This is a genomic window from Plantibacter cousiniae (nom. nud.) (assembly GCF_977070315.1).
The window spans coordinates 158,902-183,001 of record NZ_CDRVEU010000012.1 but is presented as its reverse complement, the minus strand read 5'-3'; the positions used below and the strand labels follow the sequence as shown (position 1 = coordinate 183,001).

The following is a 24,100-nucleotide window of genomic DNA, read 5'->3' as shown; positions in this document are numbered from 1 at the left end:
CGTAATGAATTTTAGTCTAGGAGCTACTAGATGTTACTAAAGCATGCTTTGGCTAAGTTTGTTGTTGATGAGCGGCTAATCAAATTTGGCTCATTTCAACTGAAATCGGGTAGGATAAGTCCCTATTTCTTTAATTTTGGAGGGGTTAGCGAAGGCGCTATATTGTTTAAGCTTGCACGCTACTATGCCGAGCACATTAAAAGTCTTGAGCCTAGCCGATATGAGGTCCTATTTGGGCCTGCTTATAAAGGTATACCATTGGTCGTTTCTACAGCAATCGCTCTTTCGGAAGATATAGCTGTACCTTATGCATTTAATCGAAAAGAGGCTAAGTCCTACGGAGACTCTGGATATATTATTGGTGCTGAATTGTCTGGTAAGAAAGTTCTCGCACTAGACGACGTGATCACATCTGGCAGAACAGTTAGGGAAACTAAGCTGATTGTTGAAGTTTCTGGTGGCGAGCTGGTGGAGTACTTGGTTGCGTTGGATCGATGTGAGAAAATTGATGGTTCAGAAAGATCTGCGGTTTCCAGTAGCTACATTGAACATGGGGTGGGATGCACGGCAGTTAGTGATATTTGGGCGGTTTTAAATTATATGAAAACTGTACCGGCGCACTCGGAAAATGTTGCAAGGATGGAGGAGTATCTTCAGCATTACGCAGCTTCTGAGTCCGATGTCGTGAGAGAGGAAGCCTGATGAAATCTTTGGCACTCTTTTGCGGGTCCAGGCTAGGGAACAACAGTTTGTACAAAAAATCAGTCGAACAGCTTATAAAGTCGATTCATTCGAAAGAGTATGGCCTAGTCTATGGCGGTGGACGGGTTGGATTAATGGGGGTGGTTGCTGATACAGCAACAGCTTTGAATTGTCAGATTACAGGAGTAATGCCTAAATTTTTAATAGATAAGGAATTGGCGTGTGAAGGTTTGTCTGAACTTGTTGTGGTCGACGACATGCATCAGCGTAAGAAAAAGATGATTGAATTATCTTCAGGATTTATATGCTTGCCTGGGGGGACTGGGACTGCTGAGGAATTCTTTGAAGCTTGGACCTGGGGACAGCTAGGTCTTCATAGGCACCCTTGTGCGATTTATAATGTGAATGGTTGCTACGATAATCTAATTCGTTATGTTGAGGATCTTGTCAAGAACGGATTTATGGATGTGCGTTATCTTGACACGCTGATAATTTCGGACTGTCCGGATACTATTTGCTCGCAGATTGAAGCATTCGAGGGAGTGGAGGCGAAATGGAAGTAAATCTAGCATTGAGTCTAACATCCGCCGAATCAGCAGAAGCTGATCCTTTTGTGATGGTCACAAAAAGTGATTTCCATAACGCCATGGCTAGTTTGGTGGCAGGTGTATGTGTGGTCACGTCAGGAGATTCAGATGGAATCGCGGGTTGTACTGTAACCGCCACATGTAGTGTAAGTGACTCACCACCTACTATGTTGGTTTGCATAAGTAGTCAATCTGAAACGTCCAAGGTCGCGTCGCGCAGTTCTGCATTGTGTATTAATATACTCTCTACAGAGCAGCAAAGTGTTGCTCACGCTTTTAGCCTGTCCGCGAACATTGAAAAGTTTTCTTCAGTAAAATGGGTGCGAGGTGTTACGGGTTCTCCTATGTTAGAGGGCACGTTAGCGTCTCTTGAATGTGAAGTAACTATGCTCCAACAAGCAAATACTCATACCATATTTTTCTGTAAGCCGATCACTATTTTGTCAGCGGGAGTGAACCAGCCGCTGTGTTATTTTGATCGAAAATACCAAAGGCTTCTATAAGCGATTATTAGAGTCATTAGATTCCACTAAAACCATAGATAGGGTGAGTTATATGTGCGGAATGGCTGGCTGGCTTTCGTTTACGAGAGACATGAAACTTCATCAAGAAACTGTTCAACGCATGACCGATACTATGGCACTCAGGGGGCCTGACGGCAGCGGAATTTGGATTGATGGCCCTATGGCTCTCGGTCATAGAAGACTTTCAGTAATTGATTTGGATGGTGGTGCGCAGCCTATGGCTGCTGATGGCATTGCTGTACTAAGCTACGTTGGTGAAGTCTACAATTTCCAAGAGCTAAGAGGTGAACTCCAGTCGAAAGGTCATACGTTCAAAACTGGAAGCGATACAGAAGTCGTGCTTCGATCCTATCTTGAGTGGGGCGATCAGTTTGCGGATCGACTAAACGGCATGTACGGTTTTGCGTTATGGGACATCAGAAAGCAGGAGCTGCTACTAGTTAGAGATCGGATGGGCGTAAAGCCGTTGTTTTACTTCCCTATGCCTGACGGTGTTATTTTTGGTTCTGAGCCAAAAGCAATTCTTGAAAACTCACTTGTACCTCGCCGTGTTCAGGCGGATGGTTTGCGAGAGCTATTAGAGCTAGTCAAAACTCCAGGGCAAGCGGTATTTGCTGGAATGTTTGAGGTGGTTCCCGGAGAGATCATAAAAGTTAACAAGAACGGCATTCAAAAACGCCGATACTGGCAGCTTGAGGCGCGTGAACATGAGCATTCACTCGCAAAGACTATTGAGCATACTCGTGAGCTCCTGGAAGACATAGTGGACCGGCAGATGGTCACTGATGTGCCTTTGTGTGTGCTTTTATCCGGCGGCTTGGACTCGTCCACAATTACAGCTCTTGCGTCCAAAAAGCTACTAGCGCAAGGTAAAGAGAATATTCGTACTTTTTCGCTTGACTTTAAGGATCATGGTGAGGAGTTCGTTAGTGACGGATTCCGACTGACACCAGATACCCCGTTTGTTTTTGACATGGTCAAATGGGTGGACTCCCAGCATGGTCAAATCATCATCGACAGTAGCGAATTGGCAGATCCTGCTTTACGTGCATCTGTAGTAAAGGCTCTAGATTTGCCACCGGCTTACTGGGGCGATTTATATCCATCGCTGCTGCGCCTGTTTCAGGAGGTTCGCAAGCACTCGACAGTTGCGCTATCAGGCGAAGCAGCTGATGAGGTTTTTGGAGGCTACAGGTGGTTTCATGACCCAGCGGCAATTCCTGCCGATACATTTCCTTGGATGACATCCGCAACCGTCAAATTGTTTGATGGCAAAAACCTTTTCAATAGAGACTTACTGACAAAGTTGGACATGCCAAACTTTGTTCGTGACAGTTACCAACAGGCCCTTTCAGCAGTTCCTGAATTGCCAGGAGAGGATAGTGTTAACCGGCGCATGCGGCAAATTACTCATATTCATCTAACACGTTATGTCCAGTCACTACTAGATCGTAAGGACCGGATGAGCATGGCGGTAGGATTAGAATTGAGAGTTCCTTTCTGTGACCACCGGTTAGTTGAGTACGCATTCAATATTCCTTGGGAAATGAAGACGTTTGATGGACGGGAGAAAAGTATCCTTCGCGCTGCGGCTAAAGACCTACTTCCTGATTCGATAATTCAGCGAATCAAGAACCCTTATCCTGCAACACAAGATCCAGCTTATGAGAAGGAGCTTAGATCGGCCATGTCTTCCATTGTGTCAAATTCCAATTCGCCAGTGCATCAGTTGCTAGATGTAGATCGCGCCAATGGCGTATTGAAAGGAAGTGCTGGAAAGGTTTCACCACTACATGAACGTATGGGCATGGAGCGTGTAGTGGGAATGAATAGCTGGCTCGCTCAATACGATGTGACAATTGATGTTTAATCACTTATCTCTATAATGCAGTTGAGGAACATCTGATTTGTGACGCAGAGCGTTAGGGCCGTCTAGGCCCTAACGCCATCTGCCAATTTTTATCCATGAGGCCTCTATGAATAGTACTTCATTTAGAGTTTGGTGCTCCGTAGCTGTTTTATGTATGGCCTCTTTTACGATGGTCGCGTCTGAATTTGCTCCTATCGGCCTCCTGACTCAGATATCAAGTGATTTGCATCAAGATCCTTCTCGCGTGGGACTTACGGTGAGTCTATATGCGTGGATCGGTGCCGCTACGGGGTTACTGAGCAGCGCAACAAGTAGATGGTTTGATAGAAAAACTCTCTTAGTTTTGTTAATGATTGTTTTAGGAGTGTCTAACGGATTGGTGGCTATCAGTAATAGTTTCACACTGCTGTTGTGTGCGAGGGCCCTTGGAGCAATCGCTCATGGCATCTTCTGGGCAATTGTCGCAGCCACCGCGTCCAGTATGGTTCCTTCCCACCGAACCGGGCTAGCCACTTCAATCGTTTTTGGAGGTATCACGATAGCCACTGTGTTGGGAGTTCCTCTCACAAATTTTGTCGGACATTATCATGGTTGGAATATGGTATTCATAGGTTTGGCTATTATGTCAGTCCTTAGTTCTGTTTTAATCAAAATAGTCCTGCCACCTCTGCCATTAACTACCTCCGCTGATGCCGGTGGTCTTCTCGAAGTATTATTAAGGCGTAGAGATTTGCAGGTAATATATCTGATTACCGCGTTTGTTGCCGCTGCCCATTTCAGTGCTTATGCATTTATAGAGCCTTATATTTTGCGAATCTCTGATGTCTCCGCAACCGATGTTGCTGCTTTGTTATTTTTATTTGGTGTTTCTGGTTTTCTGGGTAACTTGTTAAGTGCGTCGTTTTTGGATCGCGCGCTAAAATCGCTAGTGTTTGCAGCGCTGCTAATTATGGTTTGCTCATTAGCTGCCTTGGGATTGAGTTCTTCCACTACAAACATTTACTTTGTTTCAATATTGTTATCATTTTGGGGGGTTGCGATTTCAATACTGTTTACAGGATTACAAACGTGGGTATTAACTATTGCTGGGCCACAAACCACGCCTGCTGCCGGCATACACACTGCGGTGCTAAATGGGTCCATTGGCTTTGGTGTGCTGTTGAGTGGTCATGTTCTTGATATTTGGGGCGTCAGCGGTGCAATGCTTCTGGCGGCTTTATTGGTTACGCCTGCGCTTATATTTATGGTTGTGGCAGTTGGTGCTGATAATAACAACAGATCCGCGAGCCGAAATTTTTCGGAGTAGATTTTGGACGGCCAATATTTTTGCCTTAGGTTGTGATGGGAAGATGGGTATCCTAATTTTTAAACATTACCTTTAGGATATTTGCGGCTGATAGGCAGTGAATCTTAATTTTTACATGGAGTGCAAATAATGGTTGGCGTTGCGATGAGTTCTTTGTTTGCTTCAGAGATTGAAGGTTATGACATCTGTTTGATGCCGGTAGCTTTCTTTTGTCAATCAGAAAAAGTTGAGATGAGTGAGGTCCGCATACTCGCAGACGTTATCAGAAGTAGGGGTGTGTGGGTAGCTCCTGTCGTTGCTGAACGCGAAACTGGTATTATTATGGATGGTAATCATCGGTTAAATGTAGCGCGTATTCTTGATCTGAAACGAGTTCCTTGCATATTGGTTAACTATAACGATGAAAGAGTTGCCGTTAATCACTGGGATAGTGAACTGCCATTTGATATTTCGCACATCTACGAAACGATATCGCGAGGTGAATTGTTAGCTTATAAAAGCACGCGCCACCAATTTAACCCTGGCTTGCCTGTAATCGAAGTCTCACTCGATATGCTATATTAACTTTTCCCATGACTTTGTTGTTGACTAGGAGAGGGAGAGAGCGCTTATCGATTCTGGTTTTGAATTCGATTGTATTATTCTGCTTGGTTCTATTGTTAGGGCGTCGTAGGGTTAGCTATGTTTTGCTCAATTGCCCTGCTTTAAAGTGGTATCTGCAATGTTGTAATTCTCATCAGCTGCCTTTAAGGTGGATTTGGTGTGGAGTCCTGGGTCCTTACTTTGATTAGACTATTGGAGACGGTTGGATCAGTGTCCGACCCTCCCCAGGGTCTCGAAGAACACGCGTACTAATTAGGTAGTTGGCATGAGCTCACCAATATCTCGCACTTCAAGACCTCGGAGTTCACTTGTTACCACCGGCAATCTACCCCGCAACCAGCCAGTCGATTGCGGAAAGCAGCACGTCACCGTCAGGTGCTCCCTGCAGCGTGATCGAGCGGCCAGATTGTTTGTCCTTGATGACCAACGTAGGTGTGGCAGTGATGCCGTCCAGGCCCGCCTTGTGCGCCTGGCTAACAACAGTCTGTCGGACAGCCGGGTTACTCGAAGCGCAGTTATCAATATAGTGCTGTCGATCCTCAAGCCCCGGGAGCTGCGGATTGCCGGCAGCTCCAGCACCGTTTGACCGGGTACGCTGGTAAATGAGCTCGACTGCGAGCCAAAAGGCCTCATTGCCTCTCTCAATCCCCGCGCACTCAGCCCATCGAGCCTCATAGCTCGCTGCAGGCTCATGCATCGGTAGGGGCAGATGGTGCCATTGAAGATTGACGTCGGGATGCTGATCAACCCAGGCTTTGAGGTGTGGGAAGTAATCCTTGCAGTAAGGGCATTCCAGATCTGCATATTCGACGATGGTGAAACGGGCGTCACGGCTCCCGTAAACCCATCCGCCACTATGTCTCTTCTGATCGGCTGCCGGCGCCACGGGGTCACCTGTGACGCCAAGCTTATTCTGCATCACCTCGGTCAGCAGAAAAGGTGAGATAGCCAAGGCGACCGCACCGATGCAGTAGAGGATTTGCCGGCGCGTCGGTCGCTTCATGCGGAGGCCTCTTTGTCGAGAAGCTGTTTTGCCAGCAGCTCCTGATCCAGCAGCGTCAGAAGAGCTTTCTGGGCGCTTTTAGGCTGTGGGTGATGCTCAAGCCACTGGTCCAGCGCTTTGTGCAGTTGGGATTGGATCTCTCGACGATCAACCGCCACATGTTTCACGACTTGTAAGTGCTCGATCAGGACCGGCGCGCAGATCTTCAATGCCAGCAGGGAATCTTCCTGCGGGTCTTTGAGTATTTGAGTCAGACTGTCGATGAGATTTTGAGTCAAGGCATCCATGGCTCTCATGCCAGGTTCTCCAATGCATGGGGTGTTGGGAATGTAATTTTCAGAGGTTCAATACCTCGTTTTCGGTCGAGATCTGCAGCTACTTCCAGAGAAGCTCCCAACTCGTCGATACCCATGGATTGCATCAGGTCGTAACGTTGCTTTTTCTCCTCCGGCTCGGTCATGGCCAATGCCAGGTACATGCGAGGAAAGCAGCGGTGTGCATATGAGGACTGCAGACAGGCAGATCTGCATGCTTGAAAACGCTGGTTTGATCGCGGGGAGTTTGATTTTCACGTCGCGGGCCTTGGAAGCTGTAGGAATCTATGTCCACAGCATGACCAACGGCCCGGAAGGAATCAGTACGAAACCCTTTTTAGGTCTGAGGGGGTTCCAGTCTCGTGCCAGCATCTCGTCGCTCGACTGCGACTGGCTGTCCAGCAAGGCGCTCTGCTGCTCTCTACTGGTGGACTGTGCAGAGCTGTTTGTTGCAGCGTTGGCCATACCAGCCGCTGTGATCAGGATGACTCCCGTCAGTGTGAACATTCGCAGGTTGTAATCGGTCATGTGAACCTCTAAGGGCGCAGGGGCAGAATGCGGGTTGAGCCGTTGACGCTGAACAGGGCGCGCGAGTCATCCAGGCTGTTGAGCTGCCAGTTGCTCCCCGCGACCATGTCGCCCGGGCGTATCAGGTTCAGTTGACTCAGTTGAGTGCTGCCCGGCGGGGCAACTGACAAGAAACGTTCCCCTCCGCGATACTCCACACCCACGACCGAAAACGGTGGAGGTGCCTCTGGAGCTTTGGTTTGTGCTGTTGTTTTGCGGGAGGGGGGTGGAGTCTTTGGCTTGGCTGCCGTGATTTGAACAGATGCTGGTTTAGCCGCACGCAGGTCTTGGAGTTTCACCTGCAGCTCCTCGATCCGAGCGCCCATGACCACAACTTCTTGCATGGAGGCACCCTGTTGGGCAGCGTCCTTCGCCGCATCCTGCACCTGCTTCAGGAGGGCTTGAACGGCATCGATGCGGTTTGACAGAGCCTGCTGGCCGGCCCTGAAGTCATCGATGGTCACGGACTTCAGCTGGCTGGCAGCATCGAGCCGGTCATCAACGCCATTGATGCGTTGGGTGATGGCGTTGACGGTTTCCAGGTTCGCAGCTGATTCAAAACCTGTTTTCAGGTGGAGAATCTGCCACTGCTGGTAAACCAGCATGCCGATCAGGACGATCAGGGCCAGGATTTGCAGGACGGTGGCGCGGGAAAGAGAAGGGCGCAGTGGCAGCTTCATGGAGGACCTCACTCAAGATGTGAGGCACGTTCGCAAAAAGCTTGATCAGAAGCAGTAGGAAACCGTTTTTCAGTCGGAAAGGGTTTTGAGCGAGAGTGCGCGAGCGTGAAGCCGACATCACGGTTGTAGATTGGAGCTCTAAACGTTCTGGATCCAAAACGCCAAGTCGCGGAAGTGCTATACATGGCACAATGCGGCCACCAGATCCCATATCATCTTGGCTAGGAACGTGCCTTGTCTTTACTGACCACCCTCAAAAAGAACGTTTTGATCCCTCACCCCAGCGGATCGGAAAGCTTCGGAACGATTCCAAGCATGCCAAAATTTGGTCTACGGGGCGGCGAGATTTACCTGCGTGTCGGTATACATCTAGGTAATAATCAGGGGTTTGGGATTATGCATATCTGGGAAGCCCATAAGTCTGATTTGGCTAGGTATGGATGCGTTTCTGCTGACCAAATTCCACAACATATCGCGAATATGGTGGTGCACAAGGCACCCATTTATTGCGAGTTTCGTGAGGTGCGTGGGCACCATAGGCTCACGGTCATGAAAACACCGGCTGGATCTCTGGTGCTAGAGGGGCGTGATGATAGGCGAGGCTTTGGTTACTATGTTGTGACCTGGTACCCGCCGAACCAGCACAGGGGCGAGCGCTCGCGATCGACCGCCAGTGTCCCAGGCTGGCCGGTCGGCAGTTCCCGATGAGTTTTATCCAGCACGACAATACGGTAACCGGGCACCGCATAACCGGCCGAGCCCTCGCGTATCGGATGGCGCAGCGCGTGGTGATTGCACAGCACCATGCCGATTTCGGTCTGGCCATAGTGATCGTGAATGACCACCCCAAGCTCTTCGGCAAACCAGCGGATGACCTGTGGGTTGAGCGGCTCGCCGGCGCTGCTCACCACCCGCAGTTGGCCACGCACGGCGTCGGCGAACTCGGCCCCCGCCTCGATCAGCAGGCGATAGGCCGTCGGCGAGCCTGCCAGGTTGTTGATGGCGTACCTGGCAATGACGTGTTGGGTACTTTGCACCGTGAACGGGCCGTCATAGAACAACGTGGCGTGTCCAAGCGCCAGCGGGCCGGTCACGGCGTAATACAGGCCATAGGCCCAGCCGGGGTCGGCAAGGTTCCAGAATCGATCACCCTCACGCAGATCAATCGCATCACGCATGTAACCCTTGAAGGCGAGGATGGCGCTCAACGGTACCTCCAGCGGTTTGGCCGGTCCTGTGGTACCCGATGTGCACATCAGCAGGAAGGGTGCACTGGCGTCCAGCATTACGGGGGCGCAATCCTCAGGCTGGCGGCCAACAACGCCCCAGAAGTCGTGGTCACCCGCGTTGATCGAGACACCATCGGCCACGACGATGTTGGGGCAGTCAACAATGTCGTCCAGCTTGGCGCGGTTGTGCGTGTCGGTCACGACCCAGCGGGCGCCGGAGCAACCCAGCCGCTGTTCGATCGCCTTGGGGCCGAAGGCGGTAAACAGCGGCTGGTAAACAGCGCCGATGCGCCAGGTCCCTAACACAGCAATCAACAGTTCAACCGTGCGTGGCATCAGGCCGGCCACGCGGTCCCCGGGCTTGACCCCTTGCTCGCGCAGAAAGTTGCCGAAGCCTGCCGCGTGGGCTTGCAGCTCGCGAAACGTATAGCGCGCGGCACGGCCATCCTGTGCTTCGCAATACAGCGCCACTGCATCGCCCTCGGCGTGCCGGTCGCAGCATTCGATACAGGCATTCATGGCAGTGAGCCCACCCTGCAGCTCCCGAGCGGCGAGCTGCAGATAATCGAAAGAGGTAACGACGGATTCATAATCACGCATAACGACATCTGGTCTTTATTGTTGGAAGAGGGTCTGCAAACACATTGGCCTGGCAGGCGGTTTCAGCGGTTCAGCTCTCCATCATGTCGGCGGCTTGCTGGGTGGCCTGGCTGGTGCGGGTGGCCAGCTTGCGCACTTCATCGGCGACCACCGCAAACCCGCGCCCGGCGTCACCCGCCCGCGCCGCTTCGATGGCGGCGTTGAGCGCCAGCAGGTTGGTCTGGCTGGCAATGCCCTGGATGGTGGCAACAATGTGCGTCAGCTTGCTGAGGGTTTCCTGCATGACCCGGTGCTGTTGCTCCTGGGCCTCGCGCATCGCACTTTCTTCATGCCTGGCGTGGATGTCGGTGATGGCGCCCACCACCCGTTGCGGTGAACCATCCGCTGCGCGGCGCGTCTGGCCACGTCCGCGAAACCAGCGGTAGGTGCCGTTTTGGTGCTTGAGCCGATAGTCCACATCGAACGGGGTTTTGCCGCTGCGGTCCTCGACATGCGCCACAAATGCCGCGATGGCCCGTGCGCTATCCTCGGGATGCAGGCGCGAGGTCCAGCTTTCCAGGGTGTTGGGAAACTCCTCGACCGTGGAGCAGCCCAGCAGCCGGCGCATTTGCGAAGACCACCAAATGACATTGTTCGGGTTCGCCGGATCGCCGGCCACCACCTCGATATCCCACAGCCCGTCATGCAGCATTTCGCGGGAGATCTCGAAACGCGCAGCCGTCAGCTCGAGTTCCTCGTGCCGGGTGTACTGTTCGTGAATGTCCTGCAGGCTTCCGCCCACGGCGACCGCCGCGCCTTGTGCATCGCGGCGCGAATGACCGCGCAGCCTGCGCCAGCGATAGTCGTCTCCCGGCACGGGCGCCATGCGCACGTCCAAGGCAAAATCTGTACGCCCGCTGCGATCGGCCAGGTGCAGTTCCAGGGCTGCCGGAAAGCGTTGCCGGTCAGCCGGATGCAGCTGTTCAATCCACCGCGCCAATGAGTCAATCGATGGGTGCTCGGGCGAGCAGCATCCGCTCCAGCGCACCGTACAGGTCGGTGCAAGTGTGTTCCCGTCCAGCTCAAGCTCCCAAAACAAGGCATCAGCCCCTTGGGTAATCAGTGCCAGGCGGTTTTCCAGTTGCTGCAACAGCTTTTCGCGCGCGGCAAGGCCTGTGCTCAATTCGGCGACATCCAGCGTCAGCGTGCGCGCCTGCTCCTTCAGGGCGCGCCGTTCCCGCAGCAGGTGCTCGACGCCTTCCAGGATGCGTCGCAACAGCGGGTTGCTCGACGATAAAGGTGTGCTCGCCTGGTCCGGCTGGTCGAGTCTGTCGGCGAGCGGCGCCAATACCAAGCGGCTGGTCCGGTTGAAAAAAATCATACAGCACCTCCTTGAATGGGATCCACCGCCGGGGCGACTGCGGACATGGCAGCGGCATCAAATGCGGCCGCCCCCGGCAGTGCCTGCCAGACCGGTGGGCCGGCGGCGATTTCTTCGACGCTCAGCAGGCAGTTGTCGAGTTCGCGCTGCAACCTGTCCGTATCCATGCCCTGGCCAATGAAGACCAACTCCTGCCGGCAGTCGCCGACAATGCTGTCCCACTTGGTCATGAGGCTCTGCAGGCGGTATTCGTCTCGCGGCCATTGCGCCGGTTCGACGAAGTGCCACCAACGGCCGACATAGCCCCACTGGAACTGCCTGGCGCTTTGCACCAGCAGGCCGGTTTCCAGGTGACGGCTGGCCAGCCAGAAATAGCCCTTGCTGCGCAGCAAGCGACCGTTGCACCAAGGCCGCTGGAGAAAGTCGAGCAAGCGCTGCGGATGAAAAGGCGCGCGCTCGCGGTACACCCAGGACGTCACGCCATAGGTTTCCGCCTCGGAAGCCGCTGCGTCGACAGCGTCCATTTTCTTCATCCAGCCCGGCGATGCCGCCAGGCTGGGCAAATCGAACAGATGGGTGCCGAGGAGGGCGGCCAACGCCACCCGACCGTGGGCCATCGGCAGGATGCGTGCGGACGGGTTGAGGCTGGCGAGGATCGAACGCAATGCCAGGTAATCCTGCTCACCGATCAGGTCCAGTTTGTTGACGAGAATGACGTTGGCGTATTCCACCTGTTCGATCAGAAGGTCTGCCAGCGGGCGTGCAGGCGCGCCCTCGGTATTGTCTTGCGCAACGCTGTCGCACGATTCCAGCAGTGCCTGAAACTGGCTGCCGTCGACTACCGTTACCAGGGTATCGAGCCGCGCCAGTTCGCTCAGGCTGAAGCCTTCTGTGTCGAGGAAGGCGAAGGTCTCCGCGACCGGCATCGGCTCGGAAATCCCGGTGGACTCAATCAGCAAGTAATCGAAACGCTGCTGGCGTGCCAGGGCGCTGATCTGCTCAAGCAAATCGGCGCGCAGCGTGCAGCAGATACAGCCATTGCTCATCTCGATAAGTTCATCGCTGCCACGCTGCAGCGATACGTCGCGCTGCACTTCCTGGGCATCGATATTGACGTCGCTCATGTCGTTGACGATCACCGCCACTCTCAGGCCTTCGCGATTGCGCAGAATATGGTTGAGCAGGGTGGTTTTTCCGGCGCCGAGGAAGCCCGAAAGTACCGTCACCGGTAGTCGGCCCGACTGGGCGCCGGTTATCATGCGTTCACCGCTTGTGCAGGGCTGGCCTTGTCCAGGTAGCCTTCGAAAAGGTCGACCACCACGAACCCATCATCCGCCGCTTCCCCCCACAGGTCTTTCACGCGGAACTCGACGTGGTAGGTAGGCTGATGCGCCGCGCTCGTATCGCCATGGCCAATCGCGTCGGGAAACGGCCACTTCGCCGATGTGCGGTGCAGCACCACACCCTCTTTGCCACGCACGTAAGCCGGCATGCGCACATGCCCTGCCACGTACTCGTCGCGAACCACCACACGGTCGCCCACTTCGAACGGCGGCCTCCCGGTCAGTGCCGCGCGACCTTTGGCATGGGCGGGGTTGGCCAGCTTGAAGTGCGAGCCCAGCGCCTCGTCGAGCTCCGCCTGGGTGATCACGCCGGTTTCGACCAGCAGGGTGGCGGTGGCGATGACATAGCGTTCGTAGTACTGCGTGCCCACGTGTTGACGCACGTCCAGGCGTTCGACGGCGTGACGCACTTCGTCCACGCTGAACTTCTTCAAGTGATCGACGCCGATGAACATCAAGCTGTAGGCCAGGTGTTCCCAGTCCTGTTTGAACACCGGTGTGTAGCTCAGGCTGTTGATGGTGTGGGGGATTTTGCCAAAGCCCTGGAAACCGCCAAGATCATGAAAGCCATCCATTGTGCATGCCTCTGAAAAGTTAAGAAACAACGCGCCTCGGCTACGCTGCGTGGGGCAGCGCCACACCGATCAGCACATCCTTGGTGATCAATTTTTGCAGCGCCTCTTCATCCATGGCCTCGCTGCCCTTGGGCCTCACCGGCAATACCAGGTAGCGGGTTTCGGCGCTGGTGTCCCACACCTTGACGGTGACGTCATTGGGCAGCTCGGTGCCCAGTTCGCGCAGGACCGTGCGGCCTTCACGGACCAGCCGGGCACGGAATTCGAAGCCCTTGTACCACTCCGGCGGCAGGCCGAGAACGGGCCAGTTGGTGCATGAACACAGGCTGCAGACGATGACGTTTTTGAGTGTCGGCGTGTCTTCCAGGGCAACGATGTATTCGCCCTGTGGGCCGGTGTAGCCGAACTGCGCGCAGGCGGCGGTGCCGTCGCGCAGCAGCAGCTCCCGAAACGCCGGGTCCACCCACGCCCGGGCCACCACCCGGGCGCCGTTTTCCGGGCTCCATTCGTGTGCCATCAGCTGTGTCATCTGTTCTATGTAACCGTCGGGAATCAGCTCCTTTTGCTTGAGCACCTGAAGTAACGCCTGTGCTCGCTCGCCTGGGGTCGAAGTGGTGTGGTCATGGGTTTTCATCGTTGGACTCCTCATCATTGAGCTTCGAAGCAGCGACTGATGGCTTTATTGTTTTTGCGCTTCACGGGGGCGAATCGATTACAGGGTTTTCCAGTCGACGGACGCCTCGAAGGCGGCGGCTGCCTGGTAGATCGTGCCTTCGGCGTAATGCTTGCCCACCAGCATCATCCCGACCGGCAGGCCGTCCACCAGGCCGCAGGGAATCGACATGGCCGGATGGCCGGTGATGTCCTGGGCTGAGGCATTGCCGATCATTTCCAGCGCGCGGGCCACGTATTCGGTAATCGAGCAATCGGCGTGCGGATGGGGCTGGGCAACGATAGGCACGGTCGGCAATACCAGCAGGTCATAGCGCGCCAGTGCCGCGTCATAACCGGCCCGCGCCATGCGCCGCAGGTTTTGCGACTTGGCATAGAAACGCCCGTTGTAGCGATCCAGGCCGTATTGGCCGATGAACATGCACATCTTCAGGGACGCCGACAACGTATCGGCCTGCTCGCGCCATTGCACCTGCTTGTCGAGCAACGCGACGTCATACAGACCTTGCCAGTTAAAGCCGGCCCCATTGCCGTGCATCATCTGCATGGTCAGGCCTTCACAGCCGATGGGCAGCCACAGCGAACCGGCGATGGCGTGTTCGGGCACCGACACCTCTTCGACCTCTGCGCCCAGCCGCGCAAGTTGGGCGATGGCGTTGCGTACCGAAGCGGCGACGCGCGCGTCCTGGTTCGCCAGTGCGAAGCCTTCCTGCAGAATGCCGATCCGCAGCCCTTGCACCCCGCGCTGCAGATAGTCGCTGTAGCTGTCGACCCGTGGCGCGGCCTGGCGTGGATCGAGCCCATCCGCGCCGGCCATGACCTCCAGCATCAACGCGTTGTCGCGCACCGTGGCGGTGATGGGGCCGGCATGGTCGATCGTCGCTTCGATGGCCATGATGCCGGTGTAAGGCACCAGGCCATGGGTCGGCTTCATCCCGTAGGTGCCGCAGAATGCCGACGGAATCCGGATGGACCCGCCCTGATCGCCGCCGACCGCCAGATCGGCTTCGCCCGTGGCAACCAGCGCCGCGCTGCCGGACGAGGAGCCGCCCGACGAAAAGCCTTGGCGGTAGGGGTTATGCACCGGCGCGGGGTCGGAGGTATGACTGCCACCGGACACGCAATAATGCTCGCACGTCGCTTTGCCAATGATGGTTGCCCCCGCATCCAGTAAACGGGTGACGACCGTGGCGTCGAACGACGGCACGAAGCCCTCCAGCGGCTTGGCACCATTCATCATGGGCACGCCGGCCAGCGAGATATTGTCCTTGAGGACGACCGTTTTGCCCGCCAGCTTGCCGGTGCGGGCACCGTTGACTTCGGTGCGTACATACCAGGCATTGAGCGGGTTGTGCGCCGCCGAGGGGCGATAGCCCGGCGTGCGCTCGTAGCGTATCGGCGGGATGCAGTCAGGCAGCGAATCGATCAGATCGTAGGCGTCGAAGCTCGGTTGCATCAAGGCCAGGTATTCGCTGGCCTGTGCGTGGTCGAGCTGCATGTGCAGGTTACCGGCGATATCCAGTAGCTGCTCCAGGGTGGGGCGAACGATTGCCATAGTGAGGCTTTCCTTATCCTAAAGGCCTGTGAGCACGGCGTGCTCGGCAAAAAAATCAGTGGGCCTGGAAGCCAGGATAATCCCGGCCGACCCACTCGGGCTTGGCTGAAAAAGACAGCGGCTTGGTTGAAACGGACAGCTCTCTGTCTGTCTCAAAACACGCGCGCGTAACGCAGGTTCATCCGAAAGTTTTCCCTGGGGCCGTTCTCCACCGAAAGGTCCTTGCCCAACTGCAGTTGGATCTGGTCCTGGGCGGTAAAGAATTTGGTGGCCGTCACGCGAAAGTTGGTCGTGCCCATTTCGTTGTCCTGGTTGACGTGTTCGATATTGGTCTCACCGGCCCAGGTACGCCCAAAGCCGATGCCGAACGCGGTCGTGGCGTCAGGCATGTAGCGCCCCATCACCTGCGCCGCGTAGGACACGTCCTGCTTGAGGCGGTCGCCATTGGCACCGAAATCGGTGTTATCGCCATACCAGGTCGCGCCGCCTACCAGGTCCATCGCCCAGTGTTCAGTGAAGTGCTTGACGTAGGCGCTCTGCAATTCGAACTTCCAGCGGTTCTCACCGATGTTCAGCGCGTCGTCCTTGTCGTAAGTGCCAGTGGGTACATACACATAGGGCGCGATGCTGAGGGTGTCGCGGGCGTCGTTCAGCCGCCACTTGAGCGGCGCCGTCAGGATCAGGTCGCCGATGCCGCGCGTGCTGCCCAGTGCCGACGCATCGCCGCCGGTGGACACGTGGCCGAAGGGCAACAGGAATTGCGGGTCGATGGTGAGCGTGTCGCTCAACGCGTAAACATGCAGCAGACGCAGGATGCCGACGTCCGAGTTCAGGTTGAAGTCCGAGCTGGCCTTATGGCCGTTGGTATAGGCCGAGTTCGTGGTGGAGTGCTGGTAGTAAATCGCACCGATGGTCGCGCCGACGGGGTATTGCTCGTAATCGCCGGGGGCCACCTCGACGGCGTGCGCCTGCAGCGCGGGCAATACGGTGGTGAGTGTCAGCAGACGGATCTTGTTGTTCATCGCGTATTCCTTGCAAAGGGGGGCCGTGCCGCCTGAAAAAAACGGCAAGCGAGCTGAAGTCCGGGTGGGCTGTAACGCCGCGGGGGCTTAGGCTGACGCCGCTTGCGCGTCGCGCAGCATGCCGGTATGCGGGTGGCAGTTGATGTACTCGAACACCTGGCTTTTGGCGTCCGACACCGACACTTCGTGGTACAGGCGCAACTTTTTCAAACCGGCGGCCACGCGGAAAAACGTCACGAAAATGCGCAGGTGGGTGGGGTGGGATTCGGCCCAGCGTTCGAGTTTTTCGAGTGAGCGCCAGTGGCCGATGTTGTAGCTGACGTCGAGGAAATTGCCGTCCATACCGATATTGCGCACGAACCGATTGCTGTAGCAGCCAAGGGGTTGGCCGTTGTCGCGCAGGAAGTCCATGCCGTCCTGCAGCGTCGGCAGGATTTCATCGAGGTACAGTGAACGTTCGTCCGCTTCGGCATCCGCCCAGTCCTGGCCCGAACGAATCAGCGCAATGTTGTCATGGCCCAGCACCACGACGCGCCCGCCTTTGGCAGGGTCGCCTGCGACGACGCGCAGTTCATCGGACGGCTTCATCCAGTCCGTTTGAGAGATCGGAAAACGATCGCGCATCGAGCCCCAATAACCATGCTCTTCGATTTCCCCGCTGGTGGAGTCCATGACCGCGCCGACACCCGGCAGGTTTTCCTGGAAGGCATACAGGGTTTCGAATTGCTCGGCACGTGGTGCGGTGATCTCACGGAAGTAACCCAGGCCCTCACCGAGACGCTCCGGCGCCGCCCACCAGCCATTCACCTCGGCTGAACGCAGCCAGCGGCAGTGGGCGGCCGGGTCTTTCCAGTAACCCACGACAATCAGATTATCGAAGCCGCTGTTGTCGGTGTGGTGGGTCAAATCGTGGGTCTGCGGGCCATCGGGCAGGCTGAAGCTGCTCACGATATGCCGCATGGCCTGCAATGCAGCCTCGCGTTGCGCCTCGCCTCGATATTGCACACCCAGGTAAGCCATCACCACTTGTTGCAACTGCTCGTCAGCGCGTGCCACCCACATCGGAAACGGTGGCTGGTACTCCTCGGGCACGCGGCGAGACAAGGTGCGCGGACATTTGAGATGTTTGTCGATTGCAGATTCCATGTTGAGCTCCTGGTTATTATCGTTCAGGCATACGGTTCAGGCTTGGCGGTCCCGCGGTTGTCCGCGCTCGGTGACCTGCCGGCGATGCAGCAGCTGCATGACGCCCCATTCGATCCACCAGCAGGTCGACTCTTCCGGCACGAGGTCGCGTTGGTGCAGAAGCCAGGATGAGTCAGACAATCGTTGCGCAGAGTGTGGGTGCATGGTGTGCCTCATCAGCGGGGGTATGAGCGGCTGTGAGGCAGAAATTAGGCTGGCTGGCGATAGGCCGCTTTGTTCATCAGGACAACTGTTTGGCTGGCAAGGACAACACTGCATTGACGGCTCGCCACGAACGGTTTTGGTGCGTGCACGGCCAAAGCCTGAAGACCTTTGCGTCCAAATGGGGAGGGTTTGCTTTTCACCAACTATGCCGCGTGGCGGTGACTTGCAGAGGAGTGACGCCCTTGACGCTCTGCGGGGCTAGGTGATTTCGCCTGGCCTGTTAATTGCTTGATTGCGTTCAAAAGCCAATGAAAATTTTTCGAGCGCTTACTGCACCGGTACCGAGGGACGTGCCATGAACTCAACCATTCAGTATTCGACCCTTGCCGTTTCGGCACCTCGTCGCTTCGATTATTGGAAAGAAGTGGTATGCCGCCATTGCCTGGCGGCCGATAGCCAGCCCATGTCCCAGAGCGGTTTTGACGGTGCGCTCGCAGTAAATCCCATGGGAGATCTGGATATCTGTTCCTTGTCCTCACCCCTGCATTATTGGGAGCGCTCCGCCGGGCATTTGCGCAGCGGTCCGGCTGAAGATATATGGCTGGGTTTCTCTCGAAACGGCTATGGCCAACTTGAGCAGGGCGGGCGCAAAACAACCCTGTCGCCTGGCAATTTATTTCTTTATGACGCAAATCAGGCATTCCGATTCAGCTTTGGTGGTACCGAAAATCACCTGGTCCGAATCCCGCGAGCACTGCTCACCGAGCGCCTGCCACGAATCGCCGACTACACGGCCATGGTCCTTGATGACCGGCGCCCCGGCGTTATGCCATTGCGTGAAATGCTGCGACAGGCCTCAAATACGCCGGCTTCGTTGCAGGATGCGAATATCTCCACCCGTTACTCAAGTGCCATGCTCGATCTGCTCGTTATCAGCCTTGAACTCCAGGACCTCAAGACGACTCACGAGGAACTGGATCTCTATGGCCGTATAATGCAGTACATCCAGCGGCACCTGACCGAGCCGGATCTTTCGATTGAAGTCATTGCCCAGGCCCACCACGTGTCGACCAGAACCGTCACCCGCGCCTTCGCTCGCTATCAGAAAACGCCGGTCGCAGAGATCTGGAAAGAACGCCTGAATGCCAGTCGCGAAGCGATTGAGCGTGGTCAAGTGCGCAGCGTTTCCCAGGCGGCGCTGGACTTCGGCTTTTCCGATTTCTCCCACTTCAGTCATGCGTTTCGAAAGGCATTTGGGGTTGCGCCCAATACCCTGTTACATCGAAATTGATATTCACACCTGAGGAATACTCGGGAATAACAGGACGATAGGTTAGTTGCACACGCAGTACGAGCTTTTCCCAAGACACACCCATCTCAATGCTAACCGGATGCGGTGTTTGGCGTTTCCAAAGTCGTGAAAGTTACCCGGGCTTTAGCCGGTTAGAACAGAGATCGTCCTCGTGGCGGGATGGTAACATCAAGTATGGCGTGAGTGCCGAACAGGGAATAGGAGATGCAGGGACTGCCTATGGTGCCCTCTCGCAAGTCGGTTCGGCAACTTTGGAGGAAGGAGGCGCTGCAGGCTACACTGATGGCTCTGAACGCACGACCAAGATTGAGGATGCTTATCTGGGATGACGGTCGGGTAATCTGTTTGATGTCATTGGCCAGCACGGTATCGACGCTTTATTCGGTCGACAAAATATTGCAGTTGGCGACGGCTTCCTTGTTCAGGGCGACGCCTTCAGTGCGGGCCGCGGCTTCGCCAACGGCCAATACAACCGAGGAGGCGCTTTCTAAGTGGCTGCCCGTAAAGCATTTGATAAGACAGCAGTGTTGCGCATTGGTGTTAAAGAGGGGCTGGCGTGGCGATCTGATGTGGCTTAAATCCGGTAACCATGCTCAGGCCAATACCGAAATGTATGTCGGCACGCTGGAACACTTGGCTGCAGCGGGTAGCGGTGTAGTGCTCAGTGCGACATGCCCTGTGTGGCATTGCCGGTCATGCTGTAGGCCCCGATCATGACCAGAATCATTAACAGGCCGATCAGAACCATGGATACGAGGGATAGTGTCTTTGCGTAACGCTCGACCTGTTTCAGTGATATCTCCAACCAGCGAAGGCTGTAGCGGTGCACAGCAGCCGAGAAGCTCTGCGTGGTGGAGAGAACAATCAGAAATTGAATCGCTTCGTGGTCTGGGAATTCATGCCCGGAAAGATCCAAAGCCTCTCCAAAGTTTTTACCCATCCGAACCCCGTAGTGGGCGGCTTCCAGGCGTTCACGCAGCCACGGATTTGCCCCACGCTTTAACGTGTCCAACGCTCCGAGCGGATCGATATTTGCTCGCAGCATGAGCGCGATATTGAGGAGGAAAGTTGAGCCGTGGAGCGCTTTGTAGATTGACCAGGGAGGCAAGATCTCCAGCCGTGTCCGCCAAGGGCCACGGAAATAAGGCAGAGTGACGACACTGGTTACAACCAGGACCACCACAAGGCACAAAGTCAGAAGTCCCCAGTTGGTCACAAAGGTGGCGATCATGTGCAGAACCATGGGTGCGCCGGACCAGGCTTCTGGGTTGGATGAGCGGCTCATGGAGCAGTAGGTTGATCAACTGATTGTTGGGGTCGTTCGACAGGATCAACGAGAGGTTCGGTATGCTGGTCTTGGAGATGATCCGTTCAGGATCCGTAAGATTCTGCGCGATGAGCTCAAATATGCCGCCGCTCGCCTCCTGCGCTATTGGGTAGTAGGAAGAGAGAGAAGGCTGCACAGGGTCCAAATCTATGAGTAGGACCTTCAAGCCTGAATCGGCGCAGAACCCACCGAGATTGGCAGCTTTGGTAGATTTTCCGACGCCACCTTTGGTGGACACTAGCGAGGTTACGAACATGATTTAAAGCCTCTAATGGGGACATTAGAGACTGCGGATTGGATCCAGAGCCTTCATCAGGAGGTTCTGCCTAAACTGAGGGCATGAAACCAATTGGCTTTTAACCAATTGGTCGTAGGTTCGAATCCCACACGACCCACCATTTCGAAAATCTGGAAGGCCCATGAAAATGCGGATTTCCAGGTTTTTTTTTGCCCTGCAGATTATCCGGCCTGAGGTGGGGTAGCTGATTGGGCTTCCGTCACGGCATTAAGGCAACGATCTGTAAGGCAGCTGGCTAGTCTTTCGAAGCTGAAGGCAGGCGATACCGTTTGAGCGCGATGCGCACCCAGACAAGCAGCCGTCTGTCGCGAAACATAGCGCCGGCAAGCCGTGATGTCAAATTGCAAGGCGGAGTGCAGCTTCAGAGCTACTGGAGGCCACGCATATTTTTTCATCCTGACGCAGTGCGTGGCTGTTATCGGCTATCTTGCACGTTTACTGAAACTGAATACATGCTCTGGTCGAGCGCTCATGATGATGGCATTTAGGCCTCGTTTGAGGTGACGGGCTCGCTATGAACAGAAACTGGTGTGGATTTTAATACATTGACCAAAGGTGCGGTCGACATCAGTTCGAGACGCTCCGCTACAGGGGGATTGGAGGCCGTATCGTCGGCTTTTTTGGCCTCACTCGATTCGGTCGTCGCCGGTTGCAGCTCTGTCCCGGATACCAAGCTCACCCGCGGTACTGCGCTGCCAGCCACAGGGCCTGAACTTTTGGGGATTATCGGTCTAACTAGATAATTGATTTTGGCCTGTTGTTGACCTCTTTCATTCATAACTTCTCGCATCAGATCGTAGTCTGGTTCTATGTACTCCATCGTCGTTGCTATATTTGAATGATTCAGCAGATTCTTTGTGATGTGAATATTACGCTCGGGCTGCCTCATCAGTTCGCTGGCTATCGTGTGCCTGAAGCGGTGCGGTGTCATGCGCGTGCCAGTCATATTGGTCAGCTTCTTGTACATGGCCTCCACCTGATCAGAGTTCATATACTCCCGCTTGTAATGACCGGAGAATCTGTTGATATTGAAAACTTGGTCAGTACCAGAAAAGCCAACCTTCTTGGCTGTGTCCATCACCAGCACCAAATGCGGCATCAGTCCATCAGGTATTGGAATCATAAACTCCCGGTGCGTTTTCTCTGTTTCTCCCCTTACTCTTATCAGTCTCTGTCCCAGATCTACGTTTTCGTACCTCAAGCACAGCAGCGCGTTGAGTCTTATGCCTGTGTAATAGAAGGTTTCAAACACTGCCAGCCAGAACCATGCTGGAGTGATCTCTGATCGTTTTCCAGTCGATAGTTCCTCTTGTACGAGAAACCTTAGCCAGTTGCGTGCCCGAACAATGACGTCGTTGCCAATCGTCTTCTTCGGACGTTTGGTAGGCATGACACGGGTATCCTTTAGGGGATTTACTTTCAGCTCGACAAGCCCGTGCTCCATTGCGTACCTGTACACCGTCCGCAGATGGCTTGAGTAAGTATTCCAGCTCCGCTTGGAGATCCTTGCCAGTTCCGATCGGCGCCATTCGAGCATGTCTCGATGAGTGGTTTCGCAGGCTAGGCATTCGCCGAAAAAGTTCACGTACGCTTTCGTAGCCGCTCTGTAAATCTTTACTGTGTCAGGACGAAGGTCATGGGTGAGGATGTACTCCTGGGTCAGTTCCGGAAGCGTCATCGGTTTCATTCAGATGTGTCCTTGTCTACCAATTCTGCCAAGCTGATGACCGGGTTGTCATAGGGCACCTCGCTGAAAACGTCGGTAGGCTCTATGAGCAGATAGCCCCGCAGTTGCTTGCTTTTTCGTGGTCCTTTGACCAGGCACGTCCAGATGTTCAGGCCTGCGCCAGTCTTGCGATGTTTTTTCAGCTTCTCAAAAGAACGCTGAACGACCTGCCAAGCTTCCAGATCCCGCTCTTTAGCCTCACGCTCTATGTCTGGGTGCTCAAGTGCGTAACGTTTGAATATGTCCGGGCTAACCAGAAACGCAGTGCCATCCACGGTATGCACACGAGCCTTGGCGTCATTGATGATGATCCTGTGGGAGATCACGCCCCCCTTCAGCCAGGTGAGGAAATTCAAGCCGTGGCTTGAGCTACCTTCCGGCGAGACTTTTGCCGGCTCTTCGACCGGAGCTTTGTCGTTCGTTGCCTTGATACCCACAAGCTGCCGAGGTTGGCTAAGACTGGTAGCTGCCGGAGGAGGGGGCAAAAAGGGAATCTGATCATCATCGTCTAACGGCTCGGGTGCTGGTTGAGTCGGTGCTGTCGCTACCGGGTCGGGGAACAGATCGAGCAGCTCGTCCAGTGCATCAAAATCTTTTGCTGCAGCAGGCGCTTGCTTAGGTGTCGGGGGCGCTGCTGATACTGCAGGCGTATTTTTGCTGTTCACGGGTTGAGACTCTTCGCCTCCAGCAGGAGCTGGCTCGTTTTCATCTGCCGCTGGTGCAGATTCCACTGTCAGAGTGCCGGTATAGGTCTCAGGCCTATCAGTGGTGTTCGGCCAAATCAGCGCCGGCGCTATTTTCAGCACCGTGAACGTGTTCTTCCAGCCGCGACCATTGTCGATACTGGCCTTCCAAATGGCTTTTCCCACTCCGTTGGGCTGAATGATCGCCTGATCCTGGAGCAGGTTAAACATCGGGGCGTTGGATGAGGGGATGTGTTCGATACCCCCATGCTCCAAGCGTCTACGAGGTCTTGTTGAGCTAAAGCCTGATCTCGTTGCAAGCGCTGCGCATCGCTGCTCTTGAGGCGTTGCTGCATGATTGCGATGGCTTGTTGCTGATTAGCCGGCAGTCCTTCAGAGAGCTTGGCCTCAAGCCGTTCTGATTCGTCCAGGATGATCAGCCGGACATGTGCCGGTGCCTGGACTGGGTGGTTCCGGTCAGTAACGATCCACGTCTCCGCGTTCGCGAGGGGGACCTGTATGGCCGCGATCACAGTCAGGATGGTCATGCGGTTCTTGCAGCTGAAGCGATAGGTTCTGGAGGGGGGCATTAGGCAGTACCTGCAGGTGGTGTCAGGTACAGAAAACGCGATTAATGAACTGTCGTCAGTAGGAAACCGTTATCGGGACGGATAGGGTTTGAAGTGGGTATCAGCGCGGATTTACGGCTGAAGCTGATCTGGAGCATAACTGGAGCGATTAGTACGCAGCCGTAATTTTTGACCACCTAACCGGTGGCAGCCGCGCAGCGTAAGTGTCGTTGCCAGCGACGCTCAGTACGTTGCACACGATTGCATCGGTGTCGCGAAGGTGCGGAAGATCTGCGTTGCGAGCTATATATCGCCGAGTGAAT

23 protein-coding genes and 2 pseudogenes are annotated in these 24,100 nt (G+C 55.1%); 7 read left to right on the top strand and 18 right to left on the bottom strand.

The window, feature by feature from the left end; translation table 11 throughout:
* Positions 1 to 30: 30 nt before the first annotated feature.
* From pyrE to ACW55A_RS21860, 6 genes are all read left to right on the top strand, one after another.
* Positions 31 to 702, top strand: coding sequence for an orotate phosphoribosyltransferase (pyrE, locus tag ACW55A_RS21885; protein ID WP_498811623.1), 672 nt, complete (start codon positions 31 to 33; stop codon positions 700 to 702).
* Positions 702 to 1,265 carry an LOG family protein gene (locus ACW55A_RS21880; protein WP_498811622.1) on the top strand — a complete coding sequence of 188 codons (564 nt, stop codon included), beginning with the start codon at positions 702 to 704 and terminating at the stop codon, positions 1,263 to 1,265. The genes pyrE and ACW55A_RS21880 overlap by 1 nt, the downstream gene beginning before the upstream one ends.
* Entirely contained in the window at positions 1,256 to 1,792 is a 537-nt protein-coding gene (locus ACW55A_RS21875; RefSeq protein ID WP_498811621.1) for a flavin reductase family protein, read from the top strand. Before ACW55A_RS21880 ends, ACW55A_RS21875 begins: the two co-directional genes overlap by 10 nt.
* A gap of 52 nt (positions 1,793 to 1,844) precedes the next feature.
* Positions 1,845 to 3,683: an asparagine synthase (glutamine-hydrolyzing) gene (gene asnB / locus ACW55A_RS21870; RefSeq protein WP_498811641.1), complete on the top strand. Its 1,839-nt coding sequence runs from the start codon at positions 1,845 to 1,847 to the stop codon at positions 3,681 to 3,683.
* Between the two features lie 106 nt (positions 3,684 to 3,789).
* Positions 3,790 to 4,989, top strand: coding sequence for an MFS transporter (locus tag ACW55A_RS21865; RefSeq protein ID WP_498811620.1), 1,200 nt, complete (start codon positions 3,790 to 3,792; stop codon positions 4,987 to 4,989).
* Positions 4,990 to 5,118: 129 nt separating this feature from the next.
* Entirely contained in the window at positions 5,119 to 5,553 is a 435-nt protein-coding gene (locus ACW55A_RS21860) for a hypothetical protein (protein ID WP_498811619.1), read from the top strand.
* 364 nt (positions 5,554 to 5,917) lie between these two features.
* Here ACW55A_RS21860 and ACW55A_RS21855 read toward each other — a convergent pair whose 3' ends face one another.
* From ACW55A_RS21855 to oxdA, 13 genes are all read right to left on the bottom strand, one after another.
* On the bottom strand, positions 5,918 to 6,595 hold the full coding sequence (locus ACW55A_RS21855; protein ID WP_498811618.1) for a DsbA family protein: 678 nt from the start codon (positions 6,593 to 6,595) through the stop codon (positions 5,918 to 5,920).
* The gene (locus ACW55A_RS21850) at positions 6,592 to 6,882 is read right to left on the bottom strand and encodes a hypothetical protein (protein ID WP_499140638.1); all 291 of its coding nucleotides are present in this window, start codon (positions 6,880 to 6,882) and stop codon (positions 6,592 to 6,594) included. Before ACW55A_RS21850 ends, ACW55A_RS21855 begins: the two co-directional genes overlap by 4 nt.
* 5 nt (positions 6,883 to 6,887) lie before the next feature.
* Positions 6,888 to 7,055, bottom strand: a complete 168-nt coding sequence (locus ACW55A_RS21845; protein WP_498811616.1) for a hypothetical protein — start codon at positions 7,053 to 7,055, stop codon at positions 6,888 to 6,890.
* Positions 7,056 to 7,194: 139 nt separating this feature from the next.
* Positions 7,195 to 7,437 carry a hypothetical protein gene (locus ACW55A_RS21840; RefSeq protein WP_498811615.1) on the bottom strand — a complete coding sequence of 81 codons (243 nt, stop codon included), beginning with the start codon at positions 7,435 to 7,437 and terminating at the stop codon, positions 7,195 to 7,197.
* A gap of 8 nt (positions 7,438 to 7,445) precedes the next feature.
* Positions 7,446 to 8,156, bottom strand: a complete 711-nt coding sequence (locus ACW55A_RS21835) for a hypothetical protein (protein ID WP_498811614.1) — start codon at positions 8,154 to 8,156, stop codon at positions 7,446 to 7,448.
* A gap of 611 nt (positions 8,157 to 8,767) precedes the next feature.
* Positions 8,768 to 9,985 carry an AMP-binding protein gene (locus tag ACW55A_RS21830; protein WP_498811613.1) on the bottom strand — a complete coding sequence of 406 codons (1,218 nt, stop codon included), beginning with the start codon at positions 9,983 to 9,985 and terminating at the stop codon, positions 8,768 to 8,770.
* Positions 9,986 to 10,055: 70 nt separating this feature from the next.
* Positions 10,056 to 11,345 (bottom strand): methyl-accepting chemotaxis protein, encoded by a 1,290-nt coding sequence (locus tag ACW55A_RS21825; RefSeq protein WP_498811612.1) that lies wholly within the window; start codon positions 11,343 to 11,345, stop codon positions 10,056 to 10,058.
* Positions 11,342 to 12,604, bottom strand: coding sequence for a GTP-binding protein (locus ACW55A_RS21820; RefSeq protein ID WP_410935126.1), 1,263 nt, complete (start codon positions 12,602 to 12,604; stop codon positions 11,342 to 11,344). The genes ACW55A_RS21825 and ACW55A_RS21820 overlap by 4 nt, the downstream gene beginning before the upstream one ends.
* Positions 12,601 to 13,263: a nitrile hydratase subunit beta gene (gene nthB, locus ACW55A_RS21815; RefSeq protein WP_410935125.1), complete on the bottom strand. Its 663-nt coding sequence runs from the start codon at positions 13,261 to 13,263 to the stop codon at positions 12,601 to 12,603. The genes ACW55A_RS21820 and nthB overlap by 4 nt, the downstream gene beginning before the upstream one ends.
* Positions 13,264 to 13,303: 40 nt before the next feature.
* Positions 13,304 to 13,897, bottom strand: a complete 594-nt coding sequence (nthA, locus tag ACW55A_RS21810; protein WP_410935124.1) for a nitrile hydratase subunit alpha — start codon at positions 13,895 to 13,897, stop codon at positions 13,304 to 13,306.
* Between the two features lie 78 nt (positions 13,898 to 13,975).
* Positions 13,976 to 15,490 carry an amidase gene (locus tag ACW55A_RS21805; RefSeq protein ID WP_410935123.1) on the bottom strand — a complete coding sequence of 505 codons (1,515 nt, stop codon included), beginning with the start codon at positions 15,488 to 15,490 and terminating at the stop codon, positions 13,976 to 13,978.
* Positions 15,491 to 15,642: 152 nt separating this feature from the next.
* On the bottom strand, positions 15,643 to 16,512 hold the full coding sequence (locus ACW55A_RS21800; protein ID WP_410935122.1) for a transporter: 870 nt from the start codon (positions 16,510 to 16,512) through the stop codon (positions 15,643 to 15,645).
* Positions 16,513 to 16,599: 87 nt separating this feature from the next.
* Positions 16,600 to 17,658, bottom strand: coding sequence for an aliphatic aldoxime dehydratase (gene oxdA, locus ACW55A_RS21795; RefSeq protein ID WP_410935121.1), 1,059 nt, complete (start codon positions 17,656 to 17,658; stop codon positions 16,600 to 16,602).
* 559 nt (positions 17,659 to 18,217) lie between these two features.
* Here oxdA and ACW55A_RS21790 point away from each other — a divergent pair.
* On the top strand, positions 18,218 to 19,153 hold the full coding sequence (locus ACW55A_RS21790) for an AraC-like ligand-binding domain-containing protein (protein WP_498811611.1): 936 nt from the start codon (positions 18,218 to 18,220) through the stop codon (positions 19,151 to 19,153).
* A 682-nt stretch (positions 19,154 to 19,835) separates the two neighbouring features.
* Here the strand turns inward: ACW55A_RS21790 and ACW55A_RS21785 are convergent.
* From ACW55A_RS21785 to ACW55A_RS21765, 5 genes and pseudogenes are all read right to left on the bottom strand, one after another.
* The gene (locus ACW55A_RS21785; protein WP_498811640.1) at positions 19,836 to 20,405 is read right to left on the bottom strand and encodes a type II secretion system F family protein; all 570 of its coding nucleotides are present in this window, start codon (positions 20,403 to 20,405) and stop codon (positions 19,836 to 19,838) included.
* A 100-nt stretch (positions 20,406 to 20,505) separates the two neighbouring features.
* Positions 20,506 to 20,757: pseudogene (locus ACW55A_RS21780) on the bottom strand (ParA family protein); the annotation flags it as partial.
* A 526-nt stretch (positions 20,758 to 21,283) separates the two neighbouring features.
* The gene (locus ACW55A_RS21775) at positions 21,284 to 22,486 is read right to left on the bottom strand and encodes a site-specific integrase (RefSeq protein WP_498811610.1); all 1,203 of its coding nucleotides are present in this window, start codon (positions 22,484 to 22,486) and stop codon (positions 21,284 to 21,286) included.
* The gene (locus ACW55A_RS21770; RefSeq protein WP_498811609.1) at positions 22,483 to 23,484 is read right to left on the bottom strand and encodes a conjugal transfer nickase/helicase domain-containing protein; all 1,002 of its coding nucleotides are present in this window, start codon (positions 23,482 to 23,484) and stop codon (positions 22,483 to 22,485) included. Before ACW55A_RS21770 ends, ACW55A_RS21775 begins: the two co-directional genes overlap by 4 nt.
* Positions 23,475 to 23,756, bottom strand: a pseudogene (locus tag ACW55A_RS21765) (TIGR03757 family integrating conjugative element protein); the annotation flags it as partial. The pseudogene ACW55A_RS21765 and the gene ACW55A_RS21770, both read right to left, overlap by 10 nt.
* Positions 23,757 to 24,100 lie beyond the last annotated feature (344 nt).

Bases quoted from the DNA above. Each gene is read 5' to 3' on its own strand.
- pyrE (WP_498811623.1), top strand. From the start codon at position 31: ATGTTACTAAAGCATGCTTTGGCTAAGTTTGTTGTTGATGAGCGGCTA.
- ACW55A_RS21880 (WP_498811622.1), top strand. From the start codon at position 702: ATGAAATCTTTGGCACTCTTTTGCGGGTCCAGGCTAGGGAACAACAGT.
- ACW55A_RS21875 (WP_498811621.1), top strand. From the start codon at position 1,256: ATGGAAGTAAATCTAGCATTGAGTCTAACATCCGCCGAATCAGCAGAA.
- asnB (WP_498811641.1), top strand. From the start codon at position 1,845: ATGTGCGGAATGGCTGGCTGGCTTTCGTTTACGAGAGACATGAAACTT.
- ACW55A_RS21865 (WP_498811620.1), top strand. From the start codon at position 3,790: ATGAATAGTACTTCATTTAGAGTTTGGTGCTCCGTAGCTGTTTTATGT.
- ACW55A_RS21860 (WP_498811619.1), top strand. From the start codon at position 5,119: ATGGTTGGCGTTGCGATGAGTTCTTTGTTTGCTTCAGAGATTGAAGGT.
- ACW55A_RS21855 (WP_498811618.1), bottom strand. From the start codon at position 6,595: ATGAAGCGACCGACGCGCCGGCAAATCCTCTACTGCATCGGTGCGGTC.
- ACW55A_RS21850 (WP_499140638.1), bottom strand. From the start codon at position 6,882: ATGGATGCCTTGACTCAAAATCTCATCGACAGTCTGACTCAAATACTC.
- ACW55A_RS21845 (WP_498811616.1), bottom strand. From the start codon at position 7,055: ATGACCGAGCCGGAGGAGAAAAAGCAACGTTACGACCTGATGCAATCC.
- ACW55A_RS21840 (WP_498811615.1), bottom strand. From the start codon at position 7,437: ATGACCGATTACAACCTGCGAATGTTCACACTGACGGGAGTCATCCTG.
- ACW55A_RS21835 (WP_498811614.1), bottom strand. From the start codon at position 8,156: ATGAAGCTGCCACTGCGCCCTTCTCTTTCCCGCGCCACCGTCCTGCAA.
- ACW55A_RS21830 (WP_498811613.1), bottom strand. From the start codon at position 9,985: ATGCGTGATTATGAATCCGTCGTTACCTCTTTCGATTATCTGCAGCTC.
- ACW55A_RS21825 (WP_498811612.1), bottom strand. From the start codon at position 11,345: ATGATTTTTTTCAACCGGACCAGCCGCTTGGTATTGGCGCCGCTCGCC.
- ACW55A_RS21820 (WP_410935126.1), bottom strand. From the start codon at position 12,604: ATGATAACCGGCGCCCAGTCGGGCCGACTACCGGTGACGGTACTTTCG.
- nthB (WP_410935125.1), bottom strand. From the start codon at position 13,263: ATGGATGGCTTTCATGATCTTGGCGGTTTCCAGGGCTTTGGCAAAATC.
- nthA (WP_410935124.1), bottom strand. From the start codon at position 13,897: ATGAAAACCCATGACCACACCACTTCGACCCCAGGCGAGCGAGCACAG.
- ACW55A_RS21805 (WP_410935123.1), bottom strand. From the start codon at position 15,490: ATGGCAATCGTTCGCCCCACCCTGGAGCAGCTACTGGATATCGCCGGT.
- ACW55A_RS21800 (WP_410935122.1), bottom strand. From the start codon at position 16,512: ATGAACAACAAGATCCGTCTGCTGACACTCACCACCGTATTGCCCGCG.
- oxdA (WP_410935121.1), bottom strand. From the start codon at position 17,658: ATGGAATCTGCAATCGACAAACATCTCAAATGTCCGCGCACCTTGTCT.
- ACW55A_RS21790 (WP_498811611.1), top strand. From the start codon at position 18,218: ATGAACTCAACCATTCAGTATTCGACCCTTGCCGTTTCGGCACCTCGT.
- ACW55A_RS21785 (WP_498811640.1), bottom strand. From the start codon at position 20,405: ATGATCGCCACCTTTGTGACCAACTGGGGACTTCTGACTTTGTGCCTT.
- ACW55A_RS21775 (WP_498811610.1), bottom strand. From the start codon at position 22,486: ATGAAACCGATGACGCTTCCGGAACTGACCCAGGAGTACATCCTCACC.